Source organism: Pseudomonas sp. PICF141, from assembly GCF_002286815.1.
Taxonomy (GTDB): Bacteria; Pseudomonadota; Gammaproteobacteria; order Pseudomonadales; family Pseudomonadaceae; genus Aquipseudomonas.
This window is the reverse complement of sequence record NZ_MUNM01000022.1, coordinates 26,730-53,385: the sequence shown is the minus strand read 5'-3', so window position 1 is coordinate 53,385 and position 26,656 is coordinate 26,730. Positions and strand designations below refer to the sequence as shown.

General features: G+C 59.6%; 20 protein-coding genes and 1 pseudogene. 15 read left to right on the top strand and 6 right to left on the bottom strand.

The window, feature by feature from the left end; translation table 11 throughout:
- Positions 1-93 precede the first annotated feature (93 nt).
- Positions 94-341 (top strand): annotated as a pseudogene (locus tag BZL43_RS03010) (hypothetical protein); the annotation flags it as partial.
- On the opposite strand, the gene BZL43_RS03005 reads toward BZL43_RS03010, so the two are convergent.
- Positions 338-1,414, bottom strand: a complete 1,077-nt coding sequence (locus BZL43_RS03005) for a DUF748 domain-containing protein (protein ID WP_095630932.1) — start codon at positions 1,412-1,414, stop codon at positions 338-340. The pseudogene BZL43_RS03010 and the gene BZL43_RS03005 overlap by 4 nt on opposite strands.
- A gap of 126 nt (positions 1,415-1,540) precedes the next feature.
- Between BZL43_RS03005 and cysK the strand changes: the two genes are divergently transcribed.
- The 3 genes from cysK to BZL43_RS02990 all read left to right on the top strand — a co-directional run bounded on the left by cysK (position 1,541) and on the right by BZL43_RS02990 (position 5,081).
- Positions 1,541-2,515, top strand: a complete 975-nt coding sequence (gene cysK, locus BZL43_RS03000) for a cysteine synthase A (protein ID WP_095630931.1) — start codon at positions 1,541-1,543, stop codon at positions 2,513-2,515.
- A gap of 212 nt (positions 2,516-2,727) precedes the next feature.
- Entirely contained in the window at positions 2,728-3,666 is a 939-nt protein-coding gene (locus tag BZL43_RS02995; protein WP_095630930.1) for an aspartyl/asparaginyl beta-hydroxylase domain-containing protein, read from the top strand.
- A 551-nt stretch (positions 3,667-4,217) separates the two neighbouring features.
- On the top strand, positions 4,218-5,081 hold the full coding sequence (locus tag BZL43_RS02990; protein WP_095630929.1) for a DMT family transporter: 864 nt from the start codon (positions 4,218-4,220) through the stop codon (positions 5,079-5,081).
- A 42-nt stretch (positions 5,082-5,123) separates the two neighbouring features.
- On the opposite strand, the gene BZL43_RS02985 is transcribed toward BZL43_RS02990, so the two are convergent.
- From BZL43_RS02985 to BZL43_RS02970, 4 genes are all read right to left on the bottom strand, one after another.
- Positions 5,124-6,062 (bottom strand): LysR family transcriptional regulator, encoded by a 939-nt coding sequence (locus BZL43_RS02985; RefSeq protein WP_095630928.1) that lies wholly within the window; start codon positions 6,060-6,062, stop codon positions 5,124-5,126.
- A gap of 69 nt (positions 6,063-6,131) precedes the next feature.
- Positions 6,132-7,661 carry a tripartite tricarboxylate transporter permease gene (locus BZL43_RS02980; protein WP_095630927.1) on the bottom strand — a complete coding sequence of 510 codons (1,530 nt, stop codon included), beginning with the start codon at positions 7,659-7,661 and terminating at the stop codon, positions 6,132-6,134.
- Positions 7,658-8,191 carry a tripartite tricarboxylate transporter TctB family protein gene (locus BZL43_RS02975; RefSeq protein WP_095630926.1) on the bottom strand — a complete coding sequence of 178 codons (534 nt, stop codon included), beginning with the start codon at positions 8,189-8,191 and terminating at the stop codon, positions 7,658-7,660. Before BZL43_RS02975 ends, BZL43_RS02980 begins: the two co-directional genes overlap by 4 nt.
- Before the next feature lie 52 nt (positions 8,192-8,243).
- Positions 8,244-9,257 carry a tripartite tricarboxylate transporter substrate binding protein gene (locus BZL43_RS02970; protein ID WP_095630925.1) on the bottom strand — a complete coding sequence of 338 codons (1,014 nt, stop codon included), beginning with the start codon at positions 9,255-9,257 and terminating at the stop codon, positions 8,244-8,246.
- A 431-nt stretch (positions 9,258-9,688) separates the two neighbouring features.
- On the opposite strand from BZL43_RS02970, the gene BZL43_RS02965 reads away from it, so the two are divergent.
- From BZL43_RS02965 to BZL43_RS02940, 6 genes are all read left to right on the top strand, one after another.
- Positions 9,689-10,960: an MFS transporter gene (locus BZL43_RS02965; protein WP_168185058.1), complete on the top strand. Its 1,272-nt coding sequence runs from the start codon at positions 9,689-9,691 to the stop codon at positions 10,958-10,960.
- Positions 10,953-11,909, top strand: a complete 957-nt coding sequence (locus BZL43_RS02960) for an amidohydrolase (protein WP_095630923.1) — start codon at positions 10,953-10,955, stop codon at positions 11,907-11,909. The genes BZL43_RS02965 and BZL43_RS02960 overlap by 8 nt, the downstream gene beginning before the upstream one ends.
- Positions 11,906-12,910, top strand: coding sequence for a 4-hydroxythreonine-4-phosphate dehydrogenase PdxA (locus tag BZL43_RS02955; protein ID WP_095630922.1), 1,005 nt, complete (start codon positions 11,906-11,908; stop codon positions 12,908-12,910). The genes BZL43_RS02960 and BZL43_RS02955 overlap by 4 nt, the downstream gene beginning before the upstream one ends.
- A gap of 373 nt (positions 12,911-13,283) precedes the next feature.
- Positions 13,284-14,459, top strand: a complete 1,176-nt coding sequence (locus tag BZL43_RS02950; protein ID WP_095630921.1) for an L-rhamnonate dehydratase — start codon at positions 13,284-13,286, stop codon at positions 14,457-14,459.
- A gap of 55 nt (positions 14,460-14,514) precedes the next feature.
- Positions 14,515-15,510: an AraD1 family protein gene (gene araD1 / locus BZL43_RS02945; RefSeq protein WP_095630920.1), complete on the top strand. Its 996-nt coding sequence runs from the start codon at positions 14,515-14,517 to the stop codon at positions 15,508-15,510.
- A 42-nt stretch (positions 15,511-15,552) separates the two neighbouring features.
- Complete coding sequence (locus BZL43_RS02940) at positions 15,553-17,133, top strand: aldehyde dehydrogenase (NADP(+)) (protein WP_095630919.1); 1,581 nt, start codon at positions 15,553-15,555, stop codon at positions 17,131-17,133.
- Positions 17,134-17,194: 61 nt separating this feature from the next.
- Here the strand turns inward: BZL43_RS02940 and BZL43_RS02935 are convergent, their stop codons facing one another.
- A complete protein-coding gene (locus BZL43_RS02935; RefSeq protein ID WP_095630918.1) occupies positions 17,195-18,103 on the bottom strand; it encodes a DMT family transporter in 909 nt (302 codons plus the stop codon).
- A 128-nt stretch (positions 18,104-18,231) separates the two neighbouring features.
- Between BZL43_RS02935 and aceK the strand changes: the two genes are divergently transcribed.
- From aceK to BZL43_RS02905, 5 genes are all read left to right on the top strand, one after another.
- A complete protein-coding gene (aceK, locus tag BZL43_RS02930; protein ID WP_095630917.1) occupies positions 18,232-19,953 on the top strand; it encodes a bifunctional isocitrate dehydrogenase kinase/phosphatase in 1,722 nt (573 codons plus the stop codon).
- A 194-nt stretch (positions 19,954-20,147) separates the two neighbouring features.
- A complete protein-coding gene (gene hrpA / locus BZL43_RS02920; RefSeq protein WP_095630915.1) occupies positions 20,148-24,059 on the top strand; it encodes an ATP-dependent RNA helicase HrpA in 3,912 nt (1,303 codons plus the stop codon).
- A gap of 363 nt (positions 24,060-24,422) precedes the next feature.
- A complete protein-coding gene (locus BZL43_RS02915; protein ID WP_095630914.1) occupies positions 24,423-25,544 on the top strand; it encodes a beta-ketoacyl-ACP synthase III in 1,122 nt (373 codons plus the stop codon).
- Between the two features lie 249 nt (positions 25,545-25,793).
- Positions 25,794-26,408 carry an RNA polymerase sigma factor gene (locus BZL43_RS02910; protein ID WP_095630913.1) on the top strand — a complete coding sequence of 205 codons (615 nt, stop codon included), beginning with the start codon at positions 25,794-25,796 and terminating at the stop codon, positions 26,406-26,408.
- Complete coding sequence (locus BZL43_RS02905; RefSeq protein WP_095630912.1) at positions 26,402-26,638, top strand: anti-sigma factor; 237 nt, start codon at positions 26,402-26,404, stop codon at positions 26,636-26,638. Before BZL43_RS02910 ends, BZL43_RS02905 begins: the two co-directional genes overlap by 7 nt.
- Positions 26,639-26,656: the final 18 nt, after the last annotated feature.

The window sequence follows — 26,656 nt, the reverse complement described above, 5'->3', positions numbered from 1 at the left end:
GACTATAACGCGCTGCCCGGTCGACTGTGAACGCAGACGGCTTATTCAGTCTCTGAATGGGGCGTCACATCTTGACTCAGTCTCGGCCGCTAGCGTGATCTGCGTTCGTACCCGGGGTTGCAACCCTTGCTGGAGGGGCATGCTTTTGAAGGCGCCGCTATGGGTGACGATGGCTGGAGCGTGGAATGGCCCGCAGTATCAGTCGCTACAGCAGTGGTCGTGAAGCGGTGCCGCGGTCATTGGCGCTGGCCTGTCTGGGCTGGGACTTTCTGCAACAACAATCAAACCCGGCGCGGGCGGCGCAGGACACCGGTCGCTACACCGTCACACGTAAATCCTAGTCCGTATCCGGCTTGGGCCGTTCGTACTGGGCATTGAAGGCCTCGATAAAACCATTACGCAAAATCTGCAAAAAAGCTTCGAATGCGCTGATATCTTTCTGATGCACGCTCCCCCTGAGCTGGACGCGCGTGGCGAACTGGTTTTTCGGCTGGTTCTTCAGCACGTTCTCGGTGCCACCGACGAGAGCTTCCCAGATGGAACGGAATATCCCTTTGTTCTTGTTCTCCACATCCTGTTGCCAATTGAACACATCGACGTTACGCAATAGCGGCTTGATGTAGCCAGTGAGTTGGCCCTTGTTGGCTTCGGCTTCGATGACCACGTCGCCATGGCCGGCATTGAAGTCGAACTTGCCGTAGGCCGAGGCGAAATCGTTCATGCGTTTAAGCTCGAGGTTCCTGGCGCGCAGGCGGAATTCGAAGTCTTCGAAATTGCTCAGCGGGTCGAAGGTGGCCACGGTTTCCAGCGGTGCATGTCCCAGCAACAGCGCCTTGCCCTCGAAGCGGGCGTCGCGTTTGCCCTCGTTGTCGACCACGTTGGTCAGGTTGTAGATGCTGGCATTGACCTGGGTGGCATTCATATTCACGGGCGGTTTCGAATTGAAGTTGCGAAAGGTGATGCGCCCGTCGTTGATCCGCACTTCGTCCAAGGTGATCGGCAGCAGTTTTTCCAGTTGTGCCCGCCAGTCGGTGCCCTGGCCGGTCTGGGAATTCTTCTTGTTGGCACCGCCGTCGACGAAGTTCACTTCGGGTTTGTCGAACTGCGCCTCGGCCACCACGGCATGGTCGTACCAGAGCGAATGCCAGCTGACGGAGAGGTCAATCAAGGGCGCGTTAACGAAAGGCACGGGGACCTTGCCATTGACCTTGACAATTTTCAGCCCGTTGATCTTGTAGGCGCCGCGCCACAGGGCCAGGTCTACATCGGTAATCTGACCGCTGTAGTCACCCATGTCCGCCAGTTTCTCGTTGAGGTAATCGCGCACCAGATAGGGGAGCGCGATATGCAGCGCAACCAGCAGCACAACAAGGCCCGCGAGGATCCACAGAGGCCAACGGTATCGACGCTTCATGACGGCAATTCTCTGGCGGTATAAAGCGATTGACTGCGGGGGTTGGCGGACGTTCGACCGACTGGACGACCACGGGTAACAGGCATACCTTGGATAGCTAATTCAACGCTGTATAAGGACCCAGCCATGAGCCGTATTTATGCTGACAACGCCCATTCCATTGGCAATACGCCGCTGGTTCAGATCAACCGTATCGCCCCGCGCGGTGTCACCATCCTGGCCAAGATCGAAGGGCGCAACCCCGGTTACTCGGTCAAGTGCCGGATCGGCGCGAACATGATCTGGGAGGGCGAAAGCAGCGGAAAACTCAAGCCCGGCATGACCATCATCGAGCCGACTTCGGGCAATACCGGCATCGGCCTGGCGTTCGTTGCCGCTGCCCGCGGTTACCGACTGGTATTGACCATGCCTGCGTCCATGAGCATCGAGCGGCGCAAGGTGCTCAAAGCCCTTGGCGCCGAATTGGTGTTGACGGAACCGGCCAAAGGCATGAAAGGCGCGATCGAGAAAGCCGCCGAAATCCTCGCCAGCGATCCATCGACCTACTTCATGCCGGCGCAGTTCGAAAACCCGGCCAACCCGGCCATCCACGAAAAAACCACCGGGCCGGAAATCTGGAATGACACCGACGGTGCAGTCGACGTACTGGTGGCGGGGGTCGGAACAGGTGGAACCATTACCGGGGTTTCGCGGTATATCAAGCATACCCAGCACAAACCGATAATCTCGGTGGCGGTGGAGCCGGCGGTGTCTCCGGTCATTACCCAGGCGATGGCTGGAGAAGAGATCAAACCGAGCCCTCACAAAATCCAGGGCATCGGCGCTGGTTTTGTGCCGAAGAACCTGGACCTGTCGATGGTCGATCGGGTCGAACTGGTCAGCGACGAAGAGTCCAAGGCGATGGCCCTGCGCCTGATGCAGGAAGAAGGGATTTTGAGCGGTATCTCGTGCGGCGCCGCCATGGCAGCGGCTGTGCGTCTGGCCGAAACTCCCGAAATGCAGGGCAAGACCATCGTGGTGATTCTGCCCGACTCTGGCGAGCGCTACTTGTCGAGCATGCTGTTCAGTGATCTGTTTACCGACCAGGAAAATCAGCAATAACATTTACGCTCGCTCCAACTCCTTGTCACAGGGGGTGATTCAGTTCAGCCCCCGTTCAGGAACCTTGTGTTAACAAGTGTTTGTTGCGTAATCCTTAACACTGAATCTTGGATAAGGCGGGTATTTCCCCAGGCCTGTAATGTGGATAATGGCCGACTGCCACGTCGGGTAAATGGCGTTGTGCAAAGTTACCTACTATCAAGGAGTTGTAGATGAACTTTTCCTTTGTCGCGAAGGCATCGGTGTTGTTGCTGTTTCTCGGCAGCACGCTCTATGTACACTTGCGTGGCAAGGCGCGTTTGCCGGTTCTGCGTCAATTCGTCAACCATTCGGCCCTGTTCGCACCGTATAACGCCCTGATGTATCTGTTCTCCAGCGTGCCATCCAAACCCTATCTGGACCGCAGCAAGTTCCCCGAACTGAATATACTCAGGGACAATTGGGAAGTTATTCGCGACGAAGCCATGCATTTGTTTGACGAGGGCTACATCCGCGCTGCCGAAATGAACAACGACGCTGGTTTCGGCTCGTTCTTCAAAAAGGGCTGGAAGCGTTTCTATCTCAAGTGGTACGACAAACCACTGCCATCGGCCGAAGCCCTGTGCCCGAAAACCGTGGCGTTGGTCAGCAGTATTCCTAATGTCAAAGGCGCCATGTTTGCGCTACTGCCCGGTGGCAGTCACCTCAATCCGCACCGTGATCCGTTCGGCGGTTCCCTGCGTTATCACTTGGGGCTGTCGACGCCGAATTCCGACGATTGCCGGATCTTCGTCGACGGTCAGGTCTACGCCTGGCGTGATGGCGAAGACGTGATGTTCGATGAAACCTACGTGCACTGGGTCAAGAATGAAACCGAACGAACTCGACTCATTCTGTTCTGCGACATCGAACGACCGCTGAGCAACCGTCTCATGACCCGCGTCAACCGCTCGATCAGCGGCTGGCTGGGACGCGCCACTGCCCCTCAGAACCTGGATGATGAACGCGTTGGCGGGATCAACCAGGCCTACGCCAGGAGCAAGAATTTCAGCGACAAATTCAGTGGTCTGATCAAGCAGTGGAAGCGCCGTAACCCCAAGGCCTACCGCATACTGCGGCCGGTGCTGGCAGTCGCGGTGTTGACGTTGTTGGGGTATTGGCTGTTTGGCTGAGCCCGATGACTGAGTGACCTGTGGCGAGGGGGCTTGCCCCCATTGGGTCGCAAAGCGACCCCAAAACCAGTGATCCCGTTTCTTTCAGAACGAATGCAATGCCTGGTTTACGACTGCTTCGCAGCCGAACGGGGCGAGCCCCCTCGCCACAGGGATCGTGTCAGGCTCCTGTTTTTCGGCTCTGACGTTAACTCATTGCAATCCATGTCACACGCTGGTTATAGTCGGCCCTCGGTGGTTTCCCGAACCACCCTTTCACCCATCAATAAAGATCAGCCCATGCCAGCTTCCCCCATCAACGCGGTAGTCGATTCAGCGGTCAACGCTGGCGTCGTGCCGTGCGGGAATCAGCAGCCTGCGCAGATCAGTCATTACCCCCCACCTGTCAGTAGCACGCCGGTGTGCGCAGTCGTATCACCGCCAGGCGTTGGCTTCTCGGGCTGATTAGCTTTTTTCTGCTGTTCCCGTGCCCATCTGAAAAAGCGCCTGAAAAAACTACTGAACTTCAGCTTCGGCTGAGTTGGCTTTTTGCCTGACTACAGGTGGTATTCATGTTTGTCCTTTCGAAAAAATCTGCAATCGCGGCGGCGTCCACGAGCCTGTTCGTTTTGCTGTGGAGCAGCGGCGCGATCTTCTCCAAATGGGGGTTGGCGCACGCATCACCCTTCGCCTTTTTGCTGATTCGTTTCGCCATTGCCTTGTGCGGGCTGGTGCTGTTGATGCCGTTGCTCAAGCTGAAACTGCCCAAGGGCGGCAAGCCGATGTTATATGCGATGGCCACGGGCGTGGTGTTGCTAGGGGCTTATCAGATTTTCTATCTGCTGGCCCTGGACCTGAAGGTCACCCCCGGCATGATGGCAACCATCATGGGCGTGCAACCGATTCTCACCGTAGTTATCATGGAGCGGCACCGATCAAAAAGCCGGATCTTCGGTCTGGCGCTAGGCTTGGCCGGGTTGATCATGGTGGTTTACCAAGGCATCGGTCTGGCCGGCATGTCGTTGGCCGGAATGCTCTTCGGTCTGTTGGCGCTGGCGAGCATGACGTTCGGTTCGATCATGCAGAAACGCATCACCGATAATCCTCTCGGCACACTGCCGGTGCAGTATCTGGCGGGGTTGTTGCTCTGCGGGATCTTCGTACCGTTCCAACCTTTTCAATTCGAACACAGCACAGGGTTCATCGTGCCGGTGTTGTGGATGGGGTTGGTGGTATCAGTGCTGGCGACGCTGCTGCTGTATCGGCTGATTGCACGAGGCAATCTGGTGAATGTCACCAGTCTGTTTTACCTGGTGCCGGCGGTGACGGCGGTGATGGATTACCTGTTTTTCGGCAACCGACTGGCGGCGTTGAGCCTACTGGGAATGGGGCTGATCATCGTCGGCCTGGTGTTCGTCTTCCGTAAAACTGTTTGAAGTAAAACAAGGCCCGGGGCATGCGCTCCGGGCCTTGTTTTATTAGGCCAGAGCATGTTCGGCCCGCACCGAATTCATGAACGCCTGCATCGCCGACGACTGAATACGATGACGGCGGGTGATCAGCCCATAGGGTGGCAGCCGTGCTTCGAACTTGATCGGCAACACGGCCAACAGATCACGGCCGGGATAATCCTCGACCACTGACACCGGTGTAACACCGAGCATGTCAGTCTGTTGGATCAATGACAGCAAGGTCATGATCGATGTGGTTTCGACGATGCTGCTGGGGATGTCGACCCGTGCGTTGTGAAACACCTGATTGATGATCGCGCGCATCGGGCTTGGATGTTGTTGCAGCACCCACGTCATGTTCTGCAATTCTGCCCAGCTCAGCTGCTTCTCCTTCGCCAGTGGATTTTGCGCGCCGGCAATCACGCACAAGGCCTCTTCGCCAAGGCTGTCGAACAGCAACTCCTCGGCTCGCGCACCGGCCGGAATCCGCCCCAATACAATATCCAGCTGATCCTGCAAAAGCGCTTGCACCAGCACGTCGCTGGTGTCGACCTGAATGCTCATCGACAACCGTGGATGGCTTTGCTTCAAGGTGGCGATGGTGCGGGTCAACAGTCCCGAGGCCAGTGCCGGAATTGCACCGACCGCGACCCGCCCAAGGTTGCCGGACTCGAGCGCCACCAGTTCTTCGCGCATGCCACTGAGTTCGGCAAACACCATGCGCGCGTAGTAGATGACGGTTTCCCCGAAGGGAGTAGAGCGCATCCCCCGAGGCAGGCGCTCGAACAGTTCCACACCCAGCAAATCCTCGGCTTCGTGCAGCATCTTGGTCGCCGCGGGTTGGGTCATGCCGATGTGGTCGGCAGCGCGGCGCAACGAGCCGAATTCCTGCAACGCCAGCATCAGCCGCAGCTGGCGCAGACGCAGTCGACTATGGATCACATTGGCAACAGGAATTCGGGTCATGGGCCGTGCTCGCAAAAAGGACTGCGGCAAGCCTGACAACAAATGTCAGGCGTTGCCAGCATTGCTGTGTCACAGCACCGATTTTGGCTTGGCGACGTGGGGTTTGCGCAGGCCCAACAGGGTTTGCAGCACCTTGGAAATCAGCGGCCAGAACAGCATCAGCAGCGCCGCCGTGGTCAGGCCACCCACCAATGGGTTCGACCAGAAGATCCCGATGTGACCGTCGGAGAACAGCATCGACTGCCGGAACGCGTCTTCAGCCTTGTCCCCCAACACCGCCGCCAGCACTAGCGGCGCGATCGGGTAACCGAGTTTCTTGAACAGATAACCCAGCGCGCCGAAACCCAGCATCAGCACGACGTCGAAGAACGAGTTGTGCACCGAGTACGCACCGATAGCGCAGACCATGATAATGATCGGCGCAATGATCGAGAACGGAATGCGCAGGATCGAAGCGAATAGCGGCACGGTGGCCAGCACCACGATCAGGCTGACGACGTTGCCCAGGTACATGCTGGCGATCAGGCCCCAGACGAAGTCATGTTGCTCGACGAACAGCGTCGGGCCAGGGTGCAGGCCCCAGATCATCAAGCCTCCGAGCATCACGGCGGCGGTGGCCGAACCGGGAATACCGAGCGTCAGCATCGGCAGCAGGGCGCTGGTGCCGGCCGCGTGATCGGCGGTTTCCGGGGCGATCACGCCTTCGAGTTCGCCCTTGCCGAAGTTCTCGCGGTTTTTCGAGAAACGTCGCGCCAGGCTGTAGCTCATGAACGATGCAGCGGTCGGACCGCCAGGGGTGATGCCCATCCAGCAACCGACCAAGGTGCTACGCAAGATGGTCCACCAGTAGCGCGGCAACTTGGCCCAGGTGCGCAGGATGATCATCGGCGTGATGCGCGCATGCTCGCCGCGAAACACCAGACCTTCCTCGACGGTGCAGAGGATTTCGCCGATACCGAACAGGCCGATCACCGCCACTTCGAAACTGATGCCGGTCATCAGGGTTGGCTGGTCGAAGGTCAGGCGCAGGTTACCGGACACGGTGTCCATGCCGACCGCCGCCATGGCGAAACCTATCATCATCGCGACCACGGTTTTCAGCGGCGGGTTCTTGCTCATGCCGATGAACGTGCAGAACGCCAACAGGTACACCGCGAAGAACTCCGGCGAGCTGAAAGACATGGCGAACGCAGCAATCTTTGTCGACAGGAACGTTAGCAACAACACCCCGGCTAACGCGCCGATCAGTGCCGAGCTGAACGCGGCAGTCAGGGCTTCGGCGGCGCGACCTTCGCGGGCCATCGGGTAGCCGTCGAACGTCGTCGCCACCGATGAGGGCTCACCGGGAATGTTGAACAGAATCGAGGTGATCGAGCCGCCGAACAGTGCGCCCCAATACATACACGACAGCAGAATGATGGCCGACACCGGCGACATGGTGAACGTCAGCGGCAGCAGCAATGCCACGCCATTGGGGGCGCCGAGGCCGGGCAATACGCCGACCAGAATTCCCAGCAGCACGCCGATCACCATCAGGCCGATGTGGCCCGGGGTCAGGATCAGGTTCATGCCTTGCAGCAGAGAATCGAACTCGCTCATTTGAAGGTTCTCCCGGCCAGGGCAATCCAGTCGCCCATCGGGCCGGCATCCAGCGGGACCTTGAACCACAGCGCGAAAATCAGGTAGCTGGCGAGCACCGCGCCGAGGGACACGCTGCCGATCACCAACTTGCCATACGGTTTGACGCGGACCTTGTCACGCCACATGAACCAGGCGATGAAACAGGCCGATGCCACGTAGATGCCAGTGAACGGCATGGCGCCGACGAACAGCGCAATCGGGATAAACACCGATAACACCTGTTTGAACGCACTGCGGCTGACGAATGAAAGGCTCAGGGCTTGCCAGCGCACCAGGGTCAACACACCGTTGCCCACGCTTGCGGCGCTCAGTAACAGGCCAATGTAGAAGGGGAAGTAACCCGGCTCGGGGCCGGAATCGCCCCAGCCGATACCTTGTTCGACGCTGCCGTACATCACCACCGCGCCGATCAGCGTGGTGAAGAGTGTCAGGCCGAGTTCGACCCAGCGGGTACCGACTAGCGCCGGTGAATCCGAAGAATGGGACATGAAAGCACCTCCAGAGGTAACGGCCGTACGTAGGAGAACGGCCGCAAACAACTCAGTTTTTCAGCCAGCCGGCTTCTTTGAACACCGGCGTAACGCGAGCGGTGTCTTTCTCGATGTAAGCAGTCAGTGGCTCGCCTTCGAGGAAGGTCGGCACCAGCGCGTTCTGCTTGACGTAGGCCTTGAACTCCGGAGTCTCGGTGACTTTGCGCATCAGCTCGACATAGAACGCTCGCTGTTCGGCGGTGACTTCGCCGGGCATGAACACGGTGCGTGGGAAGCGATACTGATCGATGCCCAGGCCTTGCTCGTGACAGGTCGGAACGTCGGCCCAGGATTTTTCGCCGGCGACTTTCTCGGTGTAGCTCATGCGTTGCTTACTGAACACGCAGAGCGGTTCGACCTGATCGCCGCGCCACTGGCTGATGCTTTCGCTGGGGTTGTTGACGTTGGCGGCGATGTGTTTGCCGGCCAGTTGGGTCGCGGCTTCACTGCCGCTCTTGAAGGGGATGTACACCAGCTTACTGTTGTTGGTCTGGTTCAGCAGCAGGGTCAATGTCTGGTCGACATCCTTGGACTGGCTGCCACCCATGCGCAGTTTCGACGGGTCGGCTTTGGCCGCTTCATAGAAGCCTTTGGCATCCTTCCATGGCGCACCCTTATAGCTCCAGAGAATGAAGTCATCCTCGGCGACGGCCGCGATCGGAGTCAGTTCCTGCCATTGGTAACCGAGCTTGGACACCAGCGGCAACAGGTAGATGTTGTTGGTGCCGATCACCAGTTTTTCCGGATCGCCCTTATTCATTTTCAGGTCGAGAAACGCTTCGGCACCATTGCCGCCGCCCTTGTTGAGAACGATGGTATTAACGTCGAGAAACTTGTGCGTGGTGATGATCGACTGGATCAGACGCCCAAGTTGGTCGGTACCGCCACCGGGACCACCGGCGACGACGATTTCGACGTTCTTGTCCGGTTGCCAGGCGTGAGCCAGAGCGGGAAGGGTGCTGGCAGCGATCAGCGTGCAGCCAAGAAACAGACGGGATATGCGACGGACGAATGCATTTCGCATGGAAGGGCCTCGTTTTTGTAGTTGTTATGAGTGACTTGGGAAAGCCGCAAGCCTGGAGTGAGTGTGGGAAGCAGACGCCCCCGCGTCTAGTCAAAACAATACATACGCCGATAGCCTGGGGTTATAGGTCGTGACCGTGAAAAGCGCATTTTGTCGCTAAAGCCTGGGTGGCAGAGCCGAAGTCGACCTTAGCGCCAAGTATTGAAAGGCTCCCGAAAGCAGGGTATGCCATAACCCGAGGCTATCGCCTTATTTCAAGTTTTGATTAGACGGTTATCACTGAGCCTTCGATAGTGCTCACCAGCGCCGCCATGAAGCGGCAAAGTTGCAATTCACAACAATAATAAAACGAGGTACGCACCATGGCTCGTCCCAGTGCTTCCCTGCATCTGCCCGGCGCAGATGTCCAGCCAACGGTAGCGTCGACTTCGATGACCGGTACCAGCAAAGCCAGTAACGTGCGCTGGCGGATCTTTGCGATCATTTTTGCCTTAACCATGGTTAACCTGATCGATCGGGTGTCGCTGTCCATTGCGATGCCGACCATCGCCCATGAGTTTGCCCTGTCGCCGAGCATGCAAGGGCTGATTCTCAGCAGCTTTTTCTGGGCCTATGCGCTGCTGCAGATTCCCGGCGGCTGGATGATCGATCGCTTCGGGCCGCACCGGCTCATCAGTTGGTCCACCGGATTGTGGGGCACGTTTCAGGTACTGGCCGCATTTGCCACCGGCGGCTTGTCGTTGCTCTTTGCACGGGTGGCCCTGGGGGCTGCGGAAGCACCGTTGTTCCCTTCGGGCGGCAAGCTGATTTCACTGTGGCTGGCACCGAGCGAGCGCAGTCGCGGCGCGGTGCTGATGGACAGCGGCAGCCCGTTGGGCGTAGCACTTGGCGGTCTGATCATTGCTTATCTGATTGCTTCGCTGGACTCGTGGCGCCTGGCGTTCGCGATCGCTGGCATCGCGACCCTGGTCCTGGCCTGGCTGGCGTGGCGGTATCTGCGCGATGACCCGGCCAGTCACCCGCAAGTGAATGCGGCGGAACTGGAGAAAATCAACGCCGGACGCGCCACTCCTGCTGCCGAAGCTGCGCGCACTCCGGTCAAAGGCCTGGGCATTGCCGCACAATCCCTGAGTGGTTTGCTGATCGGTCGTGCCTGCTGGGCGATGGTGTATTTCGGTCTGCTGACCTGGGGGCCGAGTTATCTGGCCCAGGCTCGCGGCTTCGATATCAAGGGCATTGGCGCTGCGACGTTCGTGATCTTCGTGTGCGGCGCGTTGGGTTCGTTGACCGGTGGTTTCCTCTGCGACGGGTTGATCCGCAAGGGCATCAGCCGCGGTGTGGCGGTCAAGAGTCTGCTGGCGTTTTCCGGCCTGGTGGCCCTAGGTGCGTTCCTGCTGCTGCCGACCCTGAGCAATCCTTTTGCGGCCGTGGCGTTGTTGGCCATGACCGCGTTTTTCTTGATGTGGGGCAGCCTCTACTGGAGCTTCCCGGCGCTGCTGGCGGCACCGGCGCGGGTCGGCCTGATCGGCGGCGTGATGAACATGGCCGGCAGCACGGGCGGTATTGCGGTGCCGATCCTGGTGGGAATCATTGTGCAAATGACCGGTGGTTTTGCGCCGGTGCTGGGTTTCTTTGCGATGTGCTCTGCGGTGTTCGTGTTGGCAACTTTATTCATCAGTCTCGACGAGGTGCGTCATGGGTGAGTTATGGAGCGGAGCGATCATCGATGCCCATCATCACTTCTGGGACCCGTCGATTAATGACCATCCGTGGCTGGCGCCCGAAGCCAACATTCCCTTTCGCTACGGTGATTACAGCGCAATCAAACGTCGCTACTTTCCCGAAGACTACTTCGCTGACGCTGGCCAGCATCACGTGGTGCAAACGGTGTACGTCGAGACCGAATGGGACCCTCAAGATCCGATTGGCGAAACCCTTTTTATCGAGGGGCTGGCCGCCCGATATGGCGTCCCGAACGCGGTCGTGGCGCAAGCCTGGCTCGATCACCCGGACGCCATTGCAGTGCTCGCCGAACAAGCCAGTTTCAAGTGTGTACGCAGCGTGCGTCACAAACCCGGCGGCCCGACCACGCCTGCGCAAGTTGGCCATGTTCGCAGCCTGATGAGCGACGAACACTGGCGGCGCAGTTTTGCCGCCCTCGAAGGGCTGGACCTGCATTTCGATTTGCAGACCCCGTGGTGGAACCTACACGAGGCCGAACGGCTGGCTCGGGACTTTCCCGGTACCACGCTGATTCTCAATCACGCCGGGTTGCCCAATGACCGCAGTGCCGAAGGCCTGGCAGGTTGGCGTCTGGCGATGGCGCGGCTGGCCGAGTGGCCGAACGTGCAGGTGAAGATTTCCGGCCTTGGGCAGTGTGGCCAGGCATGGCGCGCCAAAGACAACGGCTGGATCGTGCGTGAAGTGATCGCCATGTTCGGCACTGATCGGGCGATGTTCGCCAGCAACTTTCCGGTGGACAGCCTGTGTGGTTCGTTCGACGACATTTACAGCGGTTTCAAATCCATCGTTGCAGATCTGCCATGTGCCGATCAGGAACGGCTTTTCTACAGCAACGCGCAGCGGGTTTATCGCTGTGAACCTTGCGCCATTGACCGAACATGGCCTGAAACCTTGAGGAGTGAAGCATGAACAAGACGACCATTGCCATTGTCCTGGGTGACCCGGCCGGCATCGGCCCGGAACTGATCGCACGCCTGCTCGCAGAGCCTCAAGTGCGTAGCCAGGCGAATGTGATCCTGATTGCCGACGAAGCGGAAATGCGTCGCGGCATGCGCATCGCCGGGACAGAGTTTCCTTACCGTCGCATCGAATCTCTGGATCAATTGGATTTTCGCGATGACACGCCGCTGTTCTATGACTTCCGTGGCGACACCATTGGCGAGTTCCCGCGCAGCGAAGCCAGTGTCATCGGCGGCCGCTACAGCCTCGACACCCTGGAAAAAGCCCTGCGCCTGACCGAGGCCGGGACCACAGACGCGGTGCTGTTCGGGCCGTTGAACAAGACCTCGATGCACATGGCCGGTATGGCCCACAGCGACGAGCTGCACTGGTTCGCCGAGCTGCTGGATTTTCACGGGCCGTTCTGCGAATTCAACGTGCTCGACAACCTCTGGACTTCGCGCGTGACGTCCCACGTGGCCCTGGCCGATGTGCCTGGCATGCTCAGCCAGACGCGGGTGGTCGAAGCGATCCAGCTGATCGACACAGCCCTCAAACGCAACGGCCTGACAAAACCGCGCATCGGCGTGTGCGGGCTGAACCCGCACAACGGTGACAACGGCTCGTTCGGTCGCGAAGAGCTGGACATCATTGGCCCGGCTGTTCGTTCGGCTCAGGCGCTGGGTATTGCGGCCGAGGGGCCATACCCTGCCGACACGATTTTCCTCAAGGTGCAGGGCGATGCCAGTGCCTTTGATGCGGTGGTGACGATGTATCACGACCAGGGCCAGATCGCGATCAAGTTGATGGGCTTCTCCCGTGGGGTGACGGTGCAGGGCGGGTTGCCGATTCCGATTACCACACCGGCCCATGGCACCGCGTTTGATATTGCGGGGTACGGCAAGGCGAATGTCGGGGCGACCCGCCAGGCGTTCGAGATTGCGTGCCGGATGGGCGCCAACAACTACTGACACAACGCACCCCTGTGGGAGTGAGCCTGCTCGCGATAGCGGCCCGACAGTCACTGCAAGAGTGTCTGTACTGCCACCATCGCGGGCAAGCCCGCTCCCACAGGGTTTTTCATTGATCAAAAATCGATCAACACCACCAGTCACTGTGGGAGGCTGCTCCCACATTTGTTTGTTGTGTACCCATAACCTCATTCACTCAATATCCGCTTTTTGCGATCACCCCAGGTTATCGTCGGATACGCATAAGTGATTATCCCCTCCCCCCGAGCGCTGGCTAAAGTCGCTCCATCGAATGCCCGAAGCCGGCCACAGGAACGGCTCTGCGCAGCGACTCAACAACTACAAAAAGCCGGCAGCGCAAGGAACTGTATTCATGAAAATCAAAGCAATCCGTACCCGCGTTTTCGAGTGGAAAGGCAAAGTCGTTCCCCCTCAAGCGCACTTCTGCACCAACGCCAGTGACATCCTGTTCGAGCGCGGCGACGCGATGGGTTCGTTCCGTTTCCATGGCTGGCTGGTGGTGGAGGTCGAGACCGATACCGGTCTTGTTGGCATCGGTAACTGCGCCTTGGCGCCGCGTGTGGCCAAGGAAATCATCGACACCTACCTGGCACCGATCGCCATTGGCGAAGACCCGTTCGATAACGAATACATCTGGCAGAAAATGTACCGCCAGAGCCACGCCTGGGGGCGCAAAGGCATCGGTATGGCGGCGATCTCGGCGATCGACATCGCCATCTGGGACATCATGGGCAAGTCCGTGAACAAGCCGGTGTTCAAACTGCTCGGCGGTCGCACCAAGGAAAAAATCTGGACCTACGCCTCCAAGCTCTACGCCAACGACAACCTCGACCTGTTCCTCGAAGAAGCCCAGGGCTATCTGAACCAAGGGTTCACTGCGCTGAAAATGCGTTTCGGCTATGGTCCGAAAGACGGCCCGGCGGGTATGCGCAAGAACATCGAGCAAGTGCGGGCGCTGCGAGAACTGGCCGGTCCGGACATCGACATCATGCTTGAATGCTACATGGGCTGGACCCTGGAATACGCCCGTCGCATGTTGCCAAAACTCGCTGAATTCGAACCGCGCTGGCTCGAAGAACCGGTGATCGCCGACGATATCGAGGGTTACATCGAGCTGAAAAAAATGGGGATCATGCCGATCTCCGGCGGCGAGCATGAATTCACTTCCTACGGCTTTAAGGACTTGCTGGAACGCCGCGCCATCGATGTGATCCAGTACGACACCAATCGCGTCGGCGGCATCACTGCCGCGCGCAAGATCAACGCCCTGGCCGAAGCCTGGTCGGTGCCGGTGATTCCGCACGCCGGGCAGATGCACAACTATCACCTGACCATGTCCACCACCGCTTCGCCAATGGCTGAATTCTTCCCGGTGTTCGACGTCGAGGTCGGCAATGAACTCTTCTACTACGTGTTCAAGGGCGAGCCGCAACCGGTCAAAGGCTACATCCAGCTCGATGACAACAAGCCGGGCCTGGGCCTGGAAATCTCCGATGAGTACCTCGGCGACTTCAACATTATCGAATGACCTTGGCGCGTCGCCTGAAAGGCGACGCCATCCAGAATTTTCCGGAGAACAGGACATGCGCCTGATTCAATTTGAAAACATCACCGGGCAACGCCAGGTCGGCCTCGTCGAGGGCGGTCAGGTCCAAGTGCTGCGCGATACCCGTAACACTCGCGAACTGGCGCTGGCGGCGATCCGCGGCAAACGTAGCCTGCAAGATGAAGTCACCAGCCGAGGCTCCGACCCCGGCCCGGACTACCAGCAACTGTTGCAAGAGGGGCGGGTGCTGCCGCCGCTGGACCACGAAGACCCGGCCCATTGCCTGATCAGCGGCACTGGCCTGACTCACTTGGGCAGCGCTTCGGCGCGGGACAAGATGCACCAGCAGGATGGTGCGGTCGAAGCCGGCATGACCGACACCATGCGCATTTTCAAGTGGGGTCTTGAGGGGGGTAAACCGCAAGCCGGGCAAATCGGTGCGCAGCCTGAATGGTTCTACAAGGGTGACGGCAGCATTGTCGTACGCCCCGGCGCAGATTTCCCGGTACCAGCGTTTGCCGAAGACGCCGGCGAAGAACCGGAGTTGACCGGGCTCTATGTGATCGGCGACGACGGCCTGCCGTATCGCGTCGGTTATGCCTTGGGCAACGAGTTCTCCGACCATGTGATGGAACGTCGTAATTATCTGTACCTGGCTCATTCGAAACTGCGCTATTGCGCCTATGGGCCGGAGTTGCGAGTCGGTGAGTTACCCAAGCATCTAGCGGGCACCAGTCGCATCACCCGCAACGGCGAAACGCTCTGGGAAAAAGAGTTTCTCAGCGGTGAAGACAACATGTGCCACAGCCTCGCCAACCTCGAATTCCACCACTTCAAATACGCCCAGTTTTTGCGTCCGGGCGATGTCCACGTGCATTACTTCGGCACCGCCACGTTGTCGTTTGCCGACGGAGTGAAAACCCGGCCGGGGGATCGCTTCCAGATCAGTCTGGGTGAGTTTGGTGCGCCGCTGGAGAACGGCATCGGTGAAAGTGCTCCGCCGTTGGCCATCGGTCAGGTCCGCGCGCTTTAAGCCTTCAATCTCCGGTGAGATTTGCCGGTCAAGGAATCTGTCATGACAACCCTGCTTGGACACAACTACATTGGTGGCGGCCGCAGCGCCAACGGCACGCTGCAACTGCAAAGTCTGGATGCAAGTACCGGTGACGCGTTGCCCGGTACTTTCTTCCAGGCCACCGAAGCCGAAGTGGATGCCGCCGCCAAAGCGGCTGCCGCAGCCTATCCGGTGTATCGCAACTTGAGCGCGGAGAAGCGCGCCCGGTTCCTTGACGCCATTGCCGATGAAATCGATGCGCTGGGGGAGGATTTCATCGCCACGGTATGCCGTGAAACCGCATTGCCGGCCGGACGTATTCAAGGCGAGCGCGCACGCACCAGCGGCCAGATGCGCCTGTTCGCCAAGGTCCTGCGTCGTGGTGACTTCTTCGGTGCGCGGATTGATCGGGCGCTGCCGGATCGTCAACCATTGCCACGTCCCGATCTGCGCCAGTACCGCATCGCTTTAGGGCCGGTCGCGGTGTTCGGCGCGAGTAATTTCCCGCTGGCATTTTCTACGGCTGGCGGCGACACCGCCTCGGCGTTGGCGGCTGGTTGCCCGGTGGTGTTCAAGGCTCACAGCGGACATATGGCAACCGCCGAATGGGTCGCGGACGCGATCATCCGCGCTGCGGAAAAAACCGAAATGCCGGCAGGCGTATTCAACATGATTTATGGCGGTGGAGTCGGTGAATGGCTGGTCAAACACCCGGCGATTCAAGCCGTGGGCTTCACCGGTTCGCTCAAGGGCGGCAATGCACTGAGTCATATGGCTGCGACCCGGCCGCAGCCGATCCCGGTATTTGCCGAGATGTCGAGCATCAACCCGGTATTCCTGCTGCCTGAAGCCCTTGCGGTGCGTGGCGAACAGATCGGCGTGCAACTGGCGGGTTCGGTGACGCTGGGTTGCGGGCAGTTCTGTACCAAACCGGGCTTGGTGATCGGCCTGCGTTCGCCGCAGTTCAGCACCTTTCTGGAAATGTTTTGCGCCAGCATGAACCAGCAACCGCCGCAAACCATGCTCAACACCGGAGCGCTGGCCAGCTACAGCAAAGGCCTGGTCGAGTTGCACGAGCATCCTGGGCTGACGCATCTGGCGGGCAAGCCGCAGCAGGGCAATCAAGCTCAACCGCAGGTATTCCAGGCGGACGTCAGTCTGTTGCTCAAGGGCGATGAACTGCTTCAGGAAGAGGTCTTCGGACCGACCACCATCGTCATTGAAGTCGAGGATCGGACACAGTTGACGGCAGCGCTGCATGGCCTGCACGGACAGCTGACGGCGACACTGATTGGCGAGGCGGATGAATTGCTGGAGTACCGCTGGCTGGCTGAGTTGCTTCAGGAAAAGGTCGGACGGATTTTGCTCAATGGCTATCCGACCGGGGTCGAAGTCTGCGAAGCGATGGTGCATGGCGGGCCGTACCCGGCGACGTCCGATTCGCGCGGGACGTCAGTTGGGACGCTGGCGATCGACCGTTTCCTGCGGCCGGTGTGCTTCCAGAATTATCCGGATGCGTTGTTGCCCCAGGCGTTGCAGAACGCTAATCCGCTGGGGATTCGGCGGTTGGTGGATGGGGAGGTGAGTCAGTTAGCTTTGTAGTCGTCTGAGCCGACGCCATCGCGGGCTTGCCCGCGATGGCGCCATCGGCAACACCGTCAAACTACTTGGCAGCCATTTGAACGGTTTTCGCCACCGCCGGCTTCAACACCAGCCACAACGCCAGCGCAATCAACACCCCGCCATAAAGGTGCGCCATCGACAGCGGCTCATCCAGCAACAGCGCCCCCCACAACACGCCGAACGGCGGGATCATGAAGGTCACGGTCATTGATTTCACCGGGCCAACCGACGTCAGCAAACGGAAGTAAATAATGTAGGCAAAGGCTGTGCAGACCAAACCCAACCCCAGCAACGACAGCCAGACACTCCAGCCGCCCCAGCTCGCCGGTGGCTGGCTGAGCACGCTGTAGCCAAACAGCGGCAGCAGCAACAACGTCGCGCCGAGCATGCTGCCCAGCGCCGAAAGGCGACTGTCGAGACCGCCGGCATGGTCGAGCCAGCGCCGGGCGAGGAACCCGGCAAAGCCGTAGCAAGTGGTGGCCATCAGGCACGCGAGTGCGCCTGTCAGCAGTTCCAGGTTGAACGCCACCGGCCCGGCACGGGTGAGGATGCCCACGCCGAACAGGCCGAGAAAGACGCCGCTCAACTTGGCGGCGGTGAATTTTTCATGGAAGAACAGACCGCCGATCAACACCCCCATCAAAGGCGTGGTGGCGTTGAAAATCGCCGAGTAACCGGCCGGCAGCACCTGGGCCGCCACGCAATAGAGGGTTGCCGGAATCCCGGAATTGATCATCCCCAGCAGCATCACCGTCTTGAACTTGCCTTTGAAATCCCAGCTGATGCGCATCAGGCCAAGAATCACCAGCAGCCCGACGGCGGCAATCGATACGCGAAAAAAAGCCGTGGGGATTGTGCCAATCACGGGGGCTATAACGCGCATGAACAGAAAACTCGCACCCCAAATGGCGGCAAGCGACAACATACGCAGGATATCGAGGGGGTTCACAGCGCTTTCCTTCCTTGATTGGCGCGCAAGTGTCGCGCCAGTCAGGGCACAAGGCAATGGTTGCGTTGCGTCACACAGGGCCACTAAGCTCAGCCCCAACGACAAGAATAGCCGCCGAGGTTTTACCTATGCCGCAGCAATGGCCAGCCGCCGACATCGCCCGAATGATCCTCGATGGCTTTGACGATTACCGCGAGCATTTCCGTCAGATCACCGACGGCGCCCGGGCCCGTTTCGAGCAGGCTCAATGGCAGGAGACGCAAGTCGCGTCGGCGGCGCGGATCAACCTCTACGAAGAAAAGGTCGGCGAAACGGTCGGGCGCTTGCATGCGGCGTTCGCGACCGAGGTGCTGATGGACGTCAGCAACTGGCCGCTGGTCAAAAGCGCTTACATCAGCCTGATCGACCTGCGCTTTGACGATGAGTTGTCCGAGACCTGGTACAACTCGATTTTCTGCGGCCTGTTCAGCCACGACCTGATCAGCGATGGCTGCATGTTCATCCACACCACGCGCCCGAGCCTGCGTCGCGCCCGGGCGGCACAAACCCGCACCTACAAACCGCATGGGCAGTTATCGGGCATGCTCACGAGCATTTTTGCCGACTACCGCTTCAGCGAGGATTATGCCGATCTGGCCGGCGACCTGCGTCGCCTCGAAGTGCAATTGCGCGAGAATCTGCCGGACTGGGTCTGCAAGGACCCGGAGCTGAGCGTCGAACTGTTTTCCTCGGTGCTTTACCGTAACAAGGGCGCCTATCTGGTGGGGCGCATTTACACCCCTGACGAGCAATGGCCACTGGTGATTCCGCTGCTGCATCGCGAAGGCCGGGGCATCCAGATCGATGCGCTGATCACCGACGAGGCGGAGGTGTCGATCATCTTCTCCTTCACCCGTTCCTACTTCATGGTTGATGTGCCAGTGCCGGCGGAATTCATCGGCTTTCTCAAACGCATCCTGCCGGGCAAGCACATTGCCGAGCTGTACACTTCGATCGGCTTCTACAAGCATGGCAAGTCCGAGTTTTATCGCGCGCTGATCAATCACCTGGCCAACACCGACGACCAGTTCATCATGGCCCCCGGCGTGCGCGGCATGGTCATGAGCGTGTTTACCCTGCCGGGCTTCAACACCGTTTTCAAGATCATCAAGGACCGCTTCTCACCGTCGAAAAACGTCGACCGCGCCACGGTGATCGAAAAGTATCGCCTGGTGAAAAGCGTCGACCGGGTCGGGCGCATGGCCGACACCCAAGAGTTCGCCGACTTCCGTTTCCCCTTGAGCAAGTTCGAGCCGGCATGCCTTGAAGAGTTGCTCGAAGTGGCCGCGTCCACCGTGTCCGTGGAGGACGATACGGTGCTGATTCGCCACTGCTGGACCGAACGCCGGATGACGCCATTGAACCTTTATCTGGAACACGCCAACGAGGCGCAGGTTCGCGAGGCGCTGGAGGATTACGGTCTGGCGATCAAGCAACTGGCAGCGGCGAACATTTTCCCCGGCGACATGTTGTTGAAGAATTTTGGCGTCACCCGTCACGGTCGGGTGGTGTTTTATGACTACGACGAGATCTGTTTCCTGACCGAAGCCAACTTCCGCCATATCCCGCAACCGCGCACGCCGGAAGACGAAATGGCGTCAGAGCCCTGGTACTCGATCGGGCCACTGGATGTGTTTCCTGAAGAGTTTCCGCCGTTTCTGTTCGCCGATTTGGGGCAAAGAAAGTTGTTCGGTCAGTTGCATGGCGAGTTGTACAACGCCGATTACTGGAAGAGTTTGCAGGAGGCGATTCGGGCGGGGAAGGTGATCGATGTGTTCCCGTATCGGCGCAAAGGCCTCGATAACGAGTAACCCGCACCTGACACTGATCGTTCCCACGCTCCGCATGGGAATGCCTCCCCGGACGCTCCGCGTTCGCTCTTGGGACGCAGAGCGTCCCTTGCTGCATTCCCAGGCAGAGCGTGGGAACGATCACACCACCCGCAATCGCTGCCAAATCTGCGACAATCCGCCCCCTGCGCCACTAGACGACTTTTGCGTACCTGATGACTGACGAATCGCCTTCAATCGACAAACTGCTGAAAAACCTCGATCACGCCATGCTCGCCGACCGCCATCGGTTGCGGCGGCAGTTGCTGGAGCTGCGCAAGAAACCTGACGAGGCCAAACTCGCCGAGTGGGTAACACGCACGCAGGCGTCTTGCGATCAGGTGTTGGCACGGCGTGCCAGCCTGCCGGTGATTCGTTACGACGACAGCCTGCCGATCGCCGCCAAGCGCGACGAAATCAAGGAAGCGCTGCTCAAGCATCAGGTGCTGATCATTGCCGGTGAAACCGGGTCGGGTAAAACCACCCAGTTGCCAAAGATCTGCCTGGAAATCGGTCGTGGCCAGCACGGCCTGATCGGCCACACGCAACCCCGTCGAATCGCCGCCCGCAGTGTGGCGAGCCGGGTCGCTGAAGAATTGGCGACGCCGTTGGGCGCACTGGTCGGCTATCAGGTGCGGTTCGAGGATCAGAGCGATGCCAACACCCTGATCAAACTGATGACCGACGGCATCCTGCTGGCGGAAACCCAGAACGACCGCTACCTCGAGCGCTACGACACGATCATCGTCGACGAAGCCCACGAACGCAGCCTGAACATCGACTTCCTGCTCGGTTACCTGAAAACCCTGCTGCCGCGTCGTCCGGACCTGAAAGTCATCATCACCTCGGCCACCATCGACCTGGAGCGTTTCTCCAAACACTTCGACGATGCGCCAATCGTCGAAGTGTCCGGTCGCACCTTTCCGGTAGAAACCTGGTATCGCCCGCTGACTCTGGAGCAGGACGAGGAGGGCAACCGCGTCGAGGATGACCTGACCGTGGATCAGGCCATTCTCGCCGCCCTGGACGAAATTGCCGCGTTCGAACGCAGTGAGCGCAAGAGTCCGGGCGATGTGCTGGTGTTCCTGCCCGGCGAGCGCGAGATTCGCGATGCAGCGGACATGCTGCGCAAGGCTCAGCTCAAACATACCGAGATTCTGCCGTTGTACGCGCGACTGTCGCCGGCCGAGCAACAGCGGATCTTCCAGTCCCACCCCGGACGTCGCGTGGTATTGGCGACCAACGTCGCCGAAACCTCGCTGACGGTGCCGGGCATTCGTTACGTGATCGACAGCGGCACCGCGCGCATCAGCCGCTACAGCTACCGCGCCAAGGTACAGCGCCTGCCCGTCGAAGCCATTTCCCAGGCCAGCGCCAACCAGCGTAAAGGTCGTTGCGGGCGGGTCGAGCCGGGCATTTGCATCCGCCTCTACAGCGAAGAAGATTTCATCGGTCGCCCGGAATTTACCGACCCGGAAATCCTGCGGACCAACCTCGCCGCAGTCATTCTGCAGATGCTTCATCTGCGCCTCGGCGAGATCACCGATTTCCCGTTTATCGAGCCGCCGGATGGCAAGGCCATCAGCGACGGTTTCAACCTGCTGCAAGAGCTCTCGGCGGTGGACCGCAACAGTCAGTTGACGCCGCTTGGTCGCCAACTGGCGCGGCTGCCGGTGGACCCGCGCATGGGCCGAATGCTGCTGGAAGCGGCGAAACTTGGCAGCTTGCAGGAAGTGCTGATCGTCGCCAGCGCCATGTCGATTCAGGACCCGCGCGAACGTCCGCCGGAACGTCAGCAAGCCGCCGATCAAGCTCACGCGCAGTGGAAAGATGTGGACTCGGACTTCGCCGGGCTGGTCAATCTGTGGCGTGGTTTTGAAGAGCAGCGCCAAGCCCTGACGGCCAGCCCGCTGCGCAACTGGTGCCGCAAGAATTTCCTCAATTACCTGCGCCTGCGCGAGTGGCGCGACTCCCATCGTCAGTTGAGCCTGATCTGCCGCGACCTGCAGTTGAGCCTCAACAAGGAGCCGGCGGATTACCCGAAACTGCACAAAGCCGTGCTCTGCGGCCTGCTCAGCCAGATCGGCCAGAAAACCGAAGACGGCGATTACCTCGGTGCCCGTCAGCGGCGCTTCTGGATTCACCCCTCGTCGGGCCTGGGCAAGAAGCGTCCGCAATGGCTGATGACCGCCGAACTGGTGGAAACCACCAAACTCTACGCGCGAATGGTCGCCAAGATCGACGCCGACTGGATCGAGCCGCTGGCCGGGCACCTGGTCAAGAAAAACCACTTCGAACCCCACTGGGAGAAGAAGCGCGGACAGGTCGTGGCCTTCGAGCAAATCACCCTGTTCGGGCTGATCGTGGTGGGTCGCCGGCCGGTGCATTACGGGCCGATCGACCCGGTGGTGTCTCGTGAATTGTTTATTCGCGAAGGTCTGGTGCGTGGCGAGATTCAGTCCAGAGCCAAATGTCTGACGGCCAACCAGCGATTGCTGGAGCAGTTGGATGAACTGGAAGCCAAGGCGCGTCGCCGGGACATTCTGGCGGACGAAGAAACCCTGTTCGCCTTCTACGATGCGCGGTTGCCGGCAGAGATTCACCAGAGCGCGACCTTCGACAGTTGGTACCGGGTCAACAGCCAGAAAGACCCGCAGCTGTTGATCATGCGCGAAGAAGACGTGCTGGCCCGCGAAGCCAGCGAAGTCACTGCCGCGCATTACCCGGACACGCTGCACATCGGCGATCTGGAACTGGCCCTCAGTTATCACTTCGAGCCCAACCATCCGCGTGATGGCGTGACCTTGCGCGTGCCAGCGCCGCTGTTGCCGATGCTGCCGCCGGAACGTCTGGAATGGCTGGTGCCAGGGATGATCGAGGCCAAATGCATTGCGCTGGTGCGCAATCTGCCCAAGGCGCTGCGCAAGAATTTCGTGCCAGTGCCGGACTTCGTCAAAGCCGCATTGCAACGCATCACATTTGCCGAGGGCTCATTGCCTCAGGCGCTGGGCCGCGAGTTGCTGCGCATGACCGGTGCGCGGGTCAGCGATGAAGCCTGGGCCGAAGCCTCGCAGCAGGTCGAAAGCCATTTGCGGATGAACCTGGAAATCGTCGACGGTCAGGGCAAGTTCCTCGGCGAAGGCCGTGACCTGACCGAGCTGACCGCACGCTTTGCCGAGGCCAGCCAGGCTGCGTTGGCTGTACCGCAAAGTGCGAAGAGCCAACAACCGGTGGAGCCGAAAGTCTTTGCCGCCGTGGCCGAGAAAACCCGGCAGAAAATCGCCGGGCTATCGATGACGGTGTATCCGGCGCTGGTCGAAGAGGCCGGCACCGTCAAGGAAGGTCGATTCTCGACCCCGGCCGAAGCCGAGTTCCAGCATCGCCGGGCGTTGCAGCGTTTGCTGATGCAGCAACTGGCGGAACCGGCGAAGTTCCTGCGCAGCAAGTTGCCGGGGCTGACCGAGTTGGGCCTGATGTACCGCGACATGGGGCGTGTCGACAGCCTGGTGGAAGACATTCTGCTGGCCAGCCTCGACAGCTGCATTCTTGAGGGCGAAGACCCGTTGCCACGCGATGGCGCCGGGCTGGCGTCGCTGGCCGAGCGCAAACGCGGCGGCTGGACCGAGCACGCTGAGCGGTTGGCCAGGCTGACGCTGGAGATTCTCAAGCTGTGGCACGGCCTGCAAAAACGCTTCAAGGGCAAGATCGACCTGGCGCAAGCCGTGGCCTTGAACGACATCAAGCAGCAGCTCAGCCATCTGGTGTATCCGGGGTTTGTGCGCGAAACGCCGATGCCGTGGCTCAAGGAACTGCCGCGTTACCTCAAGGCCGTCGAGCAACGTTTCGAAAAACTCGGCGCTCAGGTGCAGAAAGACCGGGTCTGGAGCGGTGAATTGTCCGGACTCTGGTCCCAATACCAGACCCGCGCCAACAAACACGCCCAGGAAGGCAAGCGCGATCCGCAGCTGGAGCTCTATCGCTGGTGGCTGGAGGAATATCGGGTCTCGCTGTTCGCGCAGCAATTGGGGACCAAAGTGCCGATCTCCGACAAGCGCCTGAACAAGCAATGGAGCCAGGTCGAGCCGTGATGCTGTTGTGGCGAGGGGGCTTGCCCCCGTTCGGCTGCGTAGCAGTCGTAAAACCTGTGCACTCGGTATATCTGATACACCGGGGCTGCAGGTTTGGGGCGGCTTCGCCACCCAACGGGGGCAAGTCCCCTCGCCACAACGGCTCCAATACGTATGCGTTTGCTCTCGCAAAAGGCGCCAAAAGCCAGCGTTTATGGCAAACTTCGCGCCTATAAACGCCAGTCCCGCGGTTTTGAGCCTTCACGGGCCGGGCGGATCGGAATAAAGCGATGCCAGGTTTGCGTCCGGAGCCTGGAATAGACCCTTTGTGTGTTGGTACGTCGGTGCCAACGCTTTCTGCCTGAACGGATTAGAGAAACGACCATGCATAACGTCGTCATCAGCGGCACCGGCCTGTACACCCCGGCCAACAGCATTTCCAACGAAGAGCTGGTGCAGTCTTTCAATGCTTACGTCGCGCTGTTCAATGCCGACAACGCCGACGCCATCGCGCGTGGCGAAATCCAGGCATTGACCGAATCCAGCGCAGCGTTCATCGAAAAAGCTTCCGGCATCAAAAGCCGCTTTGTCATGGACAAGGACGGCATTCTCGATCCGCGACGCATGGCACCACGCCTGCCAGAACGTTCCAACGACGAGTGGTCGGTGCTTTGCCAGATGGCCATCGGCGCGGCCGAGCAAGCCTTGCAGCGTGCCGGCAAGACCGCCGCTGATATCGATGGTGTGATCGTCGCCTGCTCCAACCTGCAACGCGCCTACCCGGCCATCGCCATCGAAGTCCAGGAAGCGCTGGGCATCCAGGGTTTCGGTTTCGACATGAACGTCGCCTGTTCCTCGGCGACCTTCGGCATCCAGGCTGCGGCCAACAGCGTGCAACTGGGCCAGGCCCGGGCGATCCTGATGGTGAACCCGGAAGTCTGCACCGGTCACCTGAATTTCCGCGACCGCGACAGCCACTTCATCTTCGGCGACGCCGCCACCGCAGTGATCATCGAACGTGCGGATCTGGCGACATCCCAATACCAGTTCGACGTGGTCAGCACCAAACTGCTGACCAAGTTCTCCAATAACATTCGCAACAACTTCGGCTTTCTCAACCGCGCTGCGGAAGAGGGCATCGGTGCCCCCGACAAGCTGTTCGTGCAGGAAGGCCGCAAGGTGTTCCGCGATGTCTGCCCGATGGTCGCCGAGCTGATTGCCACGCACCTGGAAGAAAACCAGCTCAACGTCAGCGACGTGAAGCGCTTCTGGCTGCATCAGGCCAACCTCAGCATGAACCACCTGATCGTCAAGAAGCTGCTGGGCCGCGAAGCCACCGAAGAAGAAGCTCCGGTGATTCTCGACACCTATGCCAACACCAGTTCCGCCGGTTCGGTGATTTCGTTTCACAAAAACCAGGACGATCTGGTCAGCGGTTCGCTGGCGGTCCTCAGCTCGTTCGGCGCCGGCTACTCGATCGGTAGTGTGATATTGCGCAAGCGCTGATGCTTACATGGCGAGTGAGCTTGTGGTGAGAAGGCTGTCGTGGCGAAGGACTGTTGTGGTGAGAAGGCTGTTGTGGCGAGGGGGCTTGCCCCCGTTCGGCTGCGAAGCAGTCGTAAAACCAGCGCACTCGGTATAACTGATAAGCCGGGGCCGCAGATTTGGGGCGGCTTCGCCACCCAACGGGGGCAAGCCCCCTCGCCACAATGTTGTCTGATGCTGGAGCATCGATGGATCTGAAACGAGGTTTGCATGGCTGCAGCTGACGACACCCGATTGCTCGAACGCCTGCTGGCGGGCGAGCAGAAGGCTTTCAAGGAACTGGTCAGCACTTATCAGAGCGCCATGCGCGCGGTGGCCTATGCCATCGTCGGCAACCGACACGCCGACGAAGTGGTCCAGGACGCCTGGCTGTCGGTGGTGCGCAATCTGGGCGGGTTCGAGGGGCGTTCGAGCCTCAAGACCTGGCTGCTGACCATCACCGCCAATTCGGCCAAGAGCCGCTACAAGCAAAACCGCCGGGAAGTGCTGCTCGATGACCTGCCGTCGCCTCACGGCACCCTCGGTGACGATCGTTTTTCATCGACGGATGGGCATTGGCTGGTGGCGCCGTTCGCCTGGCATCAGGACACGCCAGAGGCGCTGTTGACCGAAAACGAGTTGCGCGAGTGTCTGGAGCACACGTTGCTCAGCCTGTCGGAACTGCAGAGCAGTGTCTTGCTGTTGCGTGAACGTCAGGGGCTTGAGTTGGAGCAGATCTGTAATCTTCTGGAGATCTCGCTCTCCAATGCTCGTGTGCTGCTGCATCGGGCACGATTGAAGGTCTTTGCGACCGTGGAGCATTTTGAGGAAACCGGCGAATGTTGACCTGCAAGGAACAAGTGGCGCGCTCCAGTGATTATCTCGATGGCCAATTGAGTTTTCGAGAGCGACTGATGATGCGCCATCATCTGATGTTCTGTCGCCATTGCCGACGGTTCATTCGGCAAATGCGGTTGATGCAGGCCACCCTGAAACTGATGCCTGAACCTTCTGTACCTGATCTGGATGCACTGGCTGAACGACTCGCCAACGAACGAATGAAAAACAAGCCGTAGTTTCCCCGCCCGTAACAC

Bases quoted from the DNA above. Each gene is read 5' to 3' on its own strand.
- cysK (WP_095630931.1), top strand. From the start codon at position 1,541: ATGAGCCGTATTTATGCTGACAACGCCCATTCCATTGGCAATACGCCG.
- BZL43_RS02950 (WP_095630921.1), top strand. From the start codon at position 13,284: ATGAAAATCAAAGCAATCCGTACCCGCGTTTTCGAGTGGAAAGGCAAA.
- BZL43_RS02905 (WP_095630912.1), top strand. From the start codon at position 26,402: ATGTTGACCTGCAAGGAACAAGTGGCGCGCTCCAGTGATTATCTCGAT.
- BZL43_RS02940 (WP_095630919.1), top strand. From the start codon at position 15,553: ATGACAACCCTGCTTGGACACAACTACATTGGTGGCGGCCGCAGCGCC.
- BZL43_RS03005 (WP_095630932.1), bottom strand. From the start codon at position 1,414: ATGAAGCGTCGATACCGTTGGCCTCTGTGGATCCTCGCGGGCCTTGTT.
- BZL43_RS02980 (WP_095630927.1), bottom strand. From the start codon at position 7,661: ATGAGCGAGTTCGATTCTCTGCTGCAAGGCATGAACCTGATCCTGACC.
- BZL43_RS02910 (WP_095630913.1), top strand. From the start codon at position 25,794: ATGGCTGCAGCTGACGACACCCGATTGCTCGAACGCCTGCTGGCGGGC.
- BZL43_RS02995 (WP_095630930.1), top strand. From the start codon at position 2,728: ATGAACTTTTCCTTTGTCGCGAAGGCATCGGTGTTGTTGCTGTTTCTC.
- BZL43_RS02915 (WP_095630914.1), top strand. From the start codon at position 24,423: ATGCATAACGTCGTCATCAGCGGCACCGGCCTGTACACCCCGGCCAAC.
- BZL43_RS02970 (WP_095630925.1), bottom strand. From the start codon at position 9,257: ATGCGAAATGCATTCGTCCGTCGCATATCCCGTCTGTTTCTTGGCTGC.
- BZL43_RS02975 (WP_095630926.1), bottom strand. From the start codon at position 8,191: ATGTCCCATTCTTCGGATTCACCGGCGCTAGTCGGTACCCGCTGGGTC.
- BZL43_RS02955 (WP_095630922.1), top strand. From the start codon at position 11,906: ATGAACAAGACGACCATTGCCATTGTCCTGGGTGACCCGGCCGGCATC.
- BZL43_RS02965 (WP_168185058.1), top strand. From the start codon at position 9,689: ATGACCGGTACCAGCAAAGCCAGTAACGTGCGCTGGCGGATCTTTGCG.
- araD1 (WP_095630920.1), top strand. From the start codon at position 14,515: ATGCGCCTGATTCAATTTGAAAACATCACCGGGCAACGCCAGGTCGGC.
- BZL43_RS02990 (WP_095630929.1), top strand. From the start codon at position 4,218: ATGTTTGTCCTTTCGAAAAAATCTGCAATCGCGGCGGCGTCCACGAGC.
- hrpA (WP_095630915.1), top strand. From the start codon at position 20,148: ATGACTGACGAATCGCCTTCAATCGACAAACTGCTGAAAAACCTCGAT.
- BZL43_RS02985 (WP_095630928.1), bottom strand. From the start codon at position 6,062: ATGACCCGAATTCCTGTTGCCAATGTGATCCATAGTCGACTGCGTCTG.
- aceK (WP_095630917.1), top strand. From the start codon at position 18,232: ATGCCGCAGCAATGGCCAGCCGCCGACATCGCCCGAATGATCCTCGAT.
- BZL43_RS02960 (WP_095630923.1), top strand. From the start codon at position 10,953: ATGGGTGAGTTATGGAGCGGAGCGATCATCGATGCCCATCATCACTTC.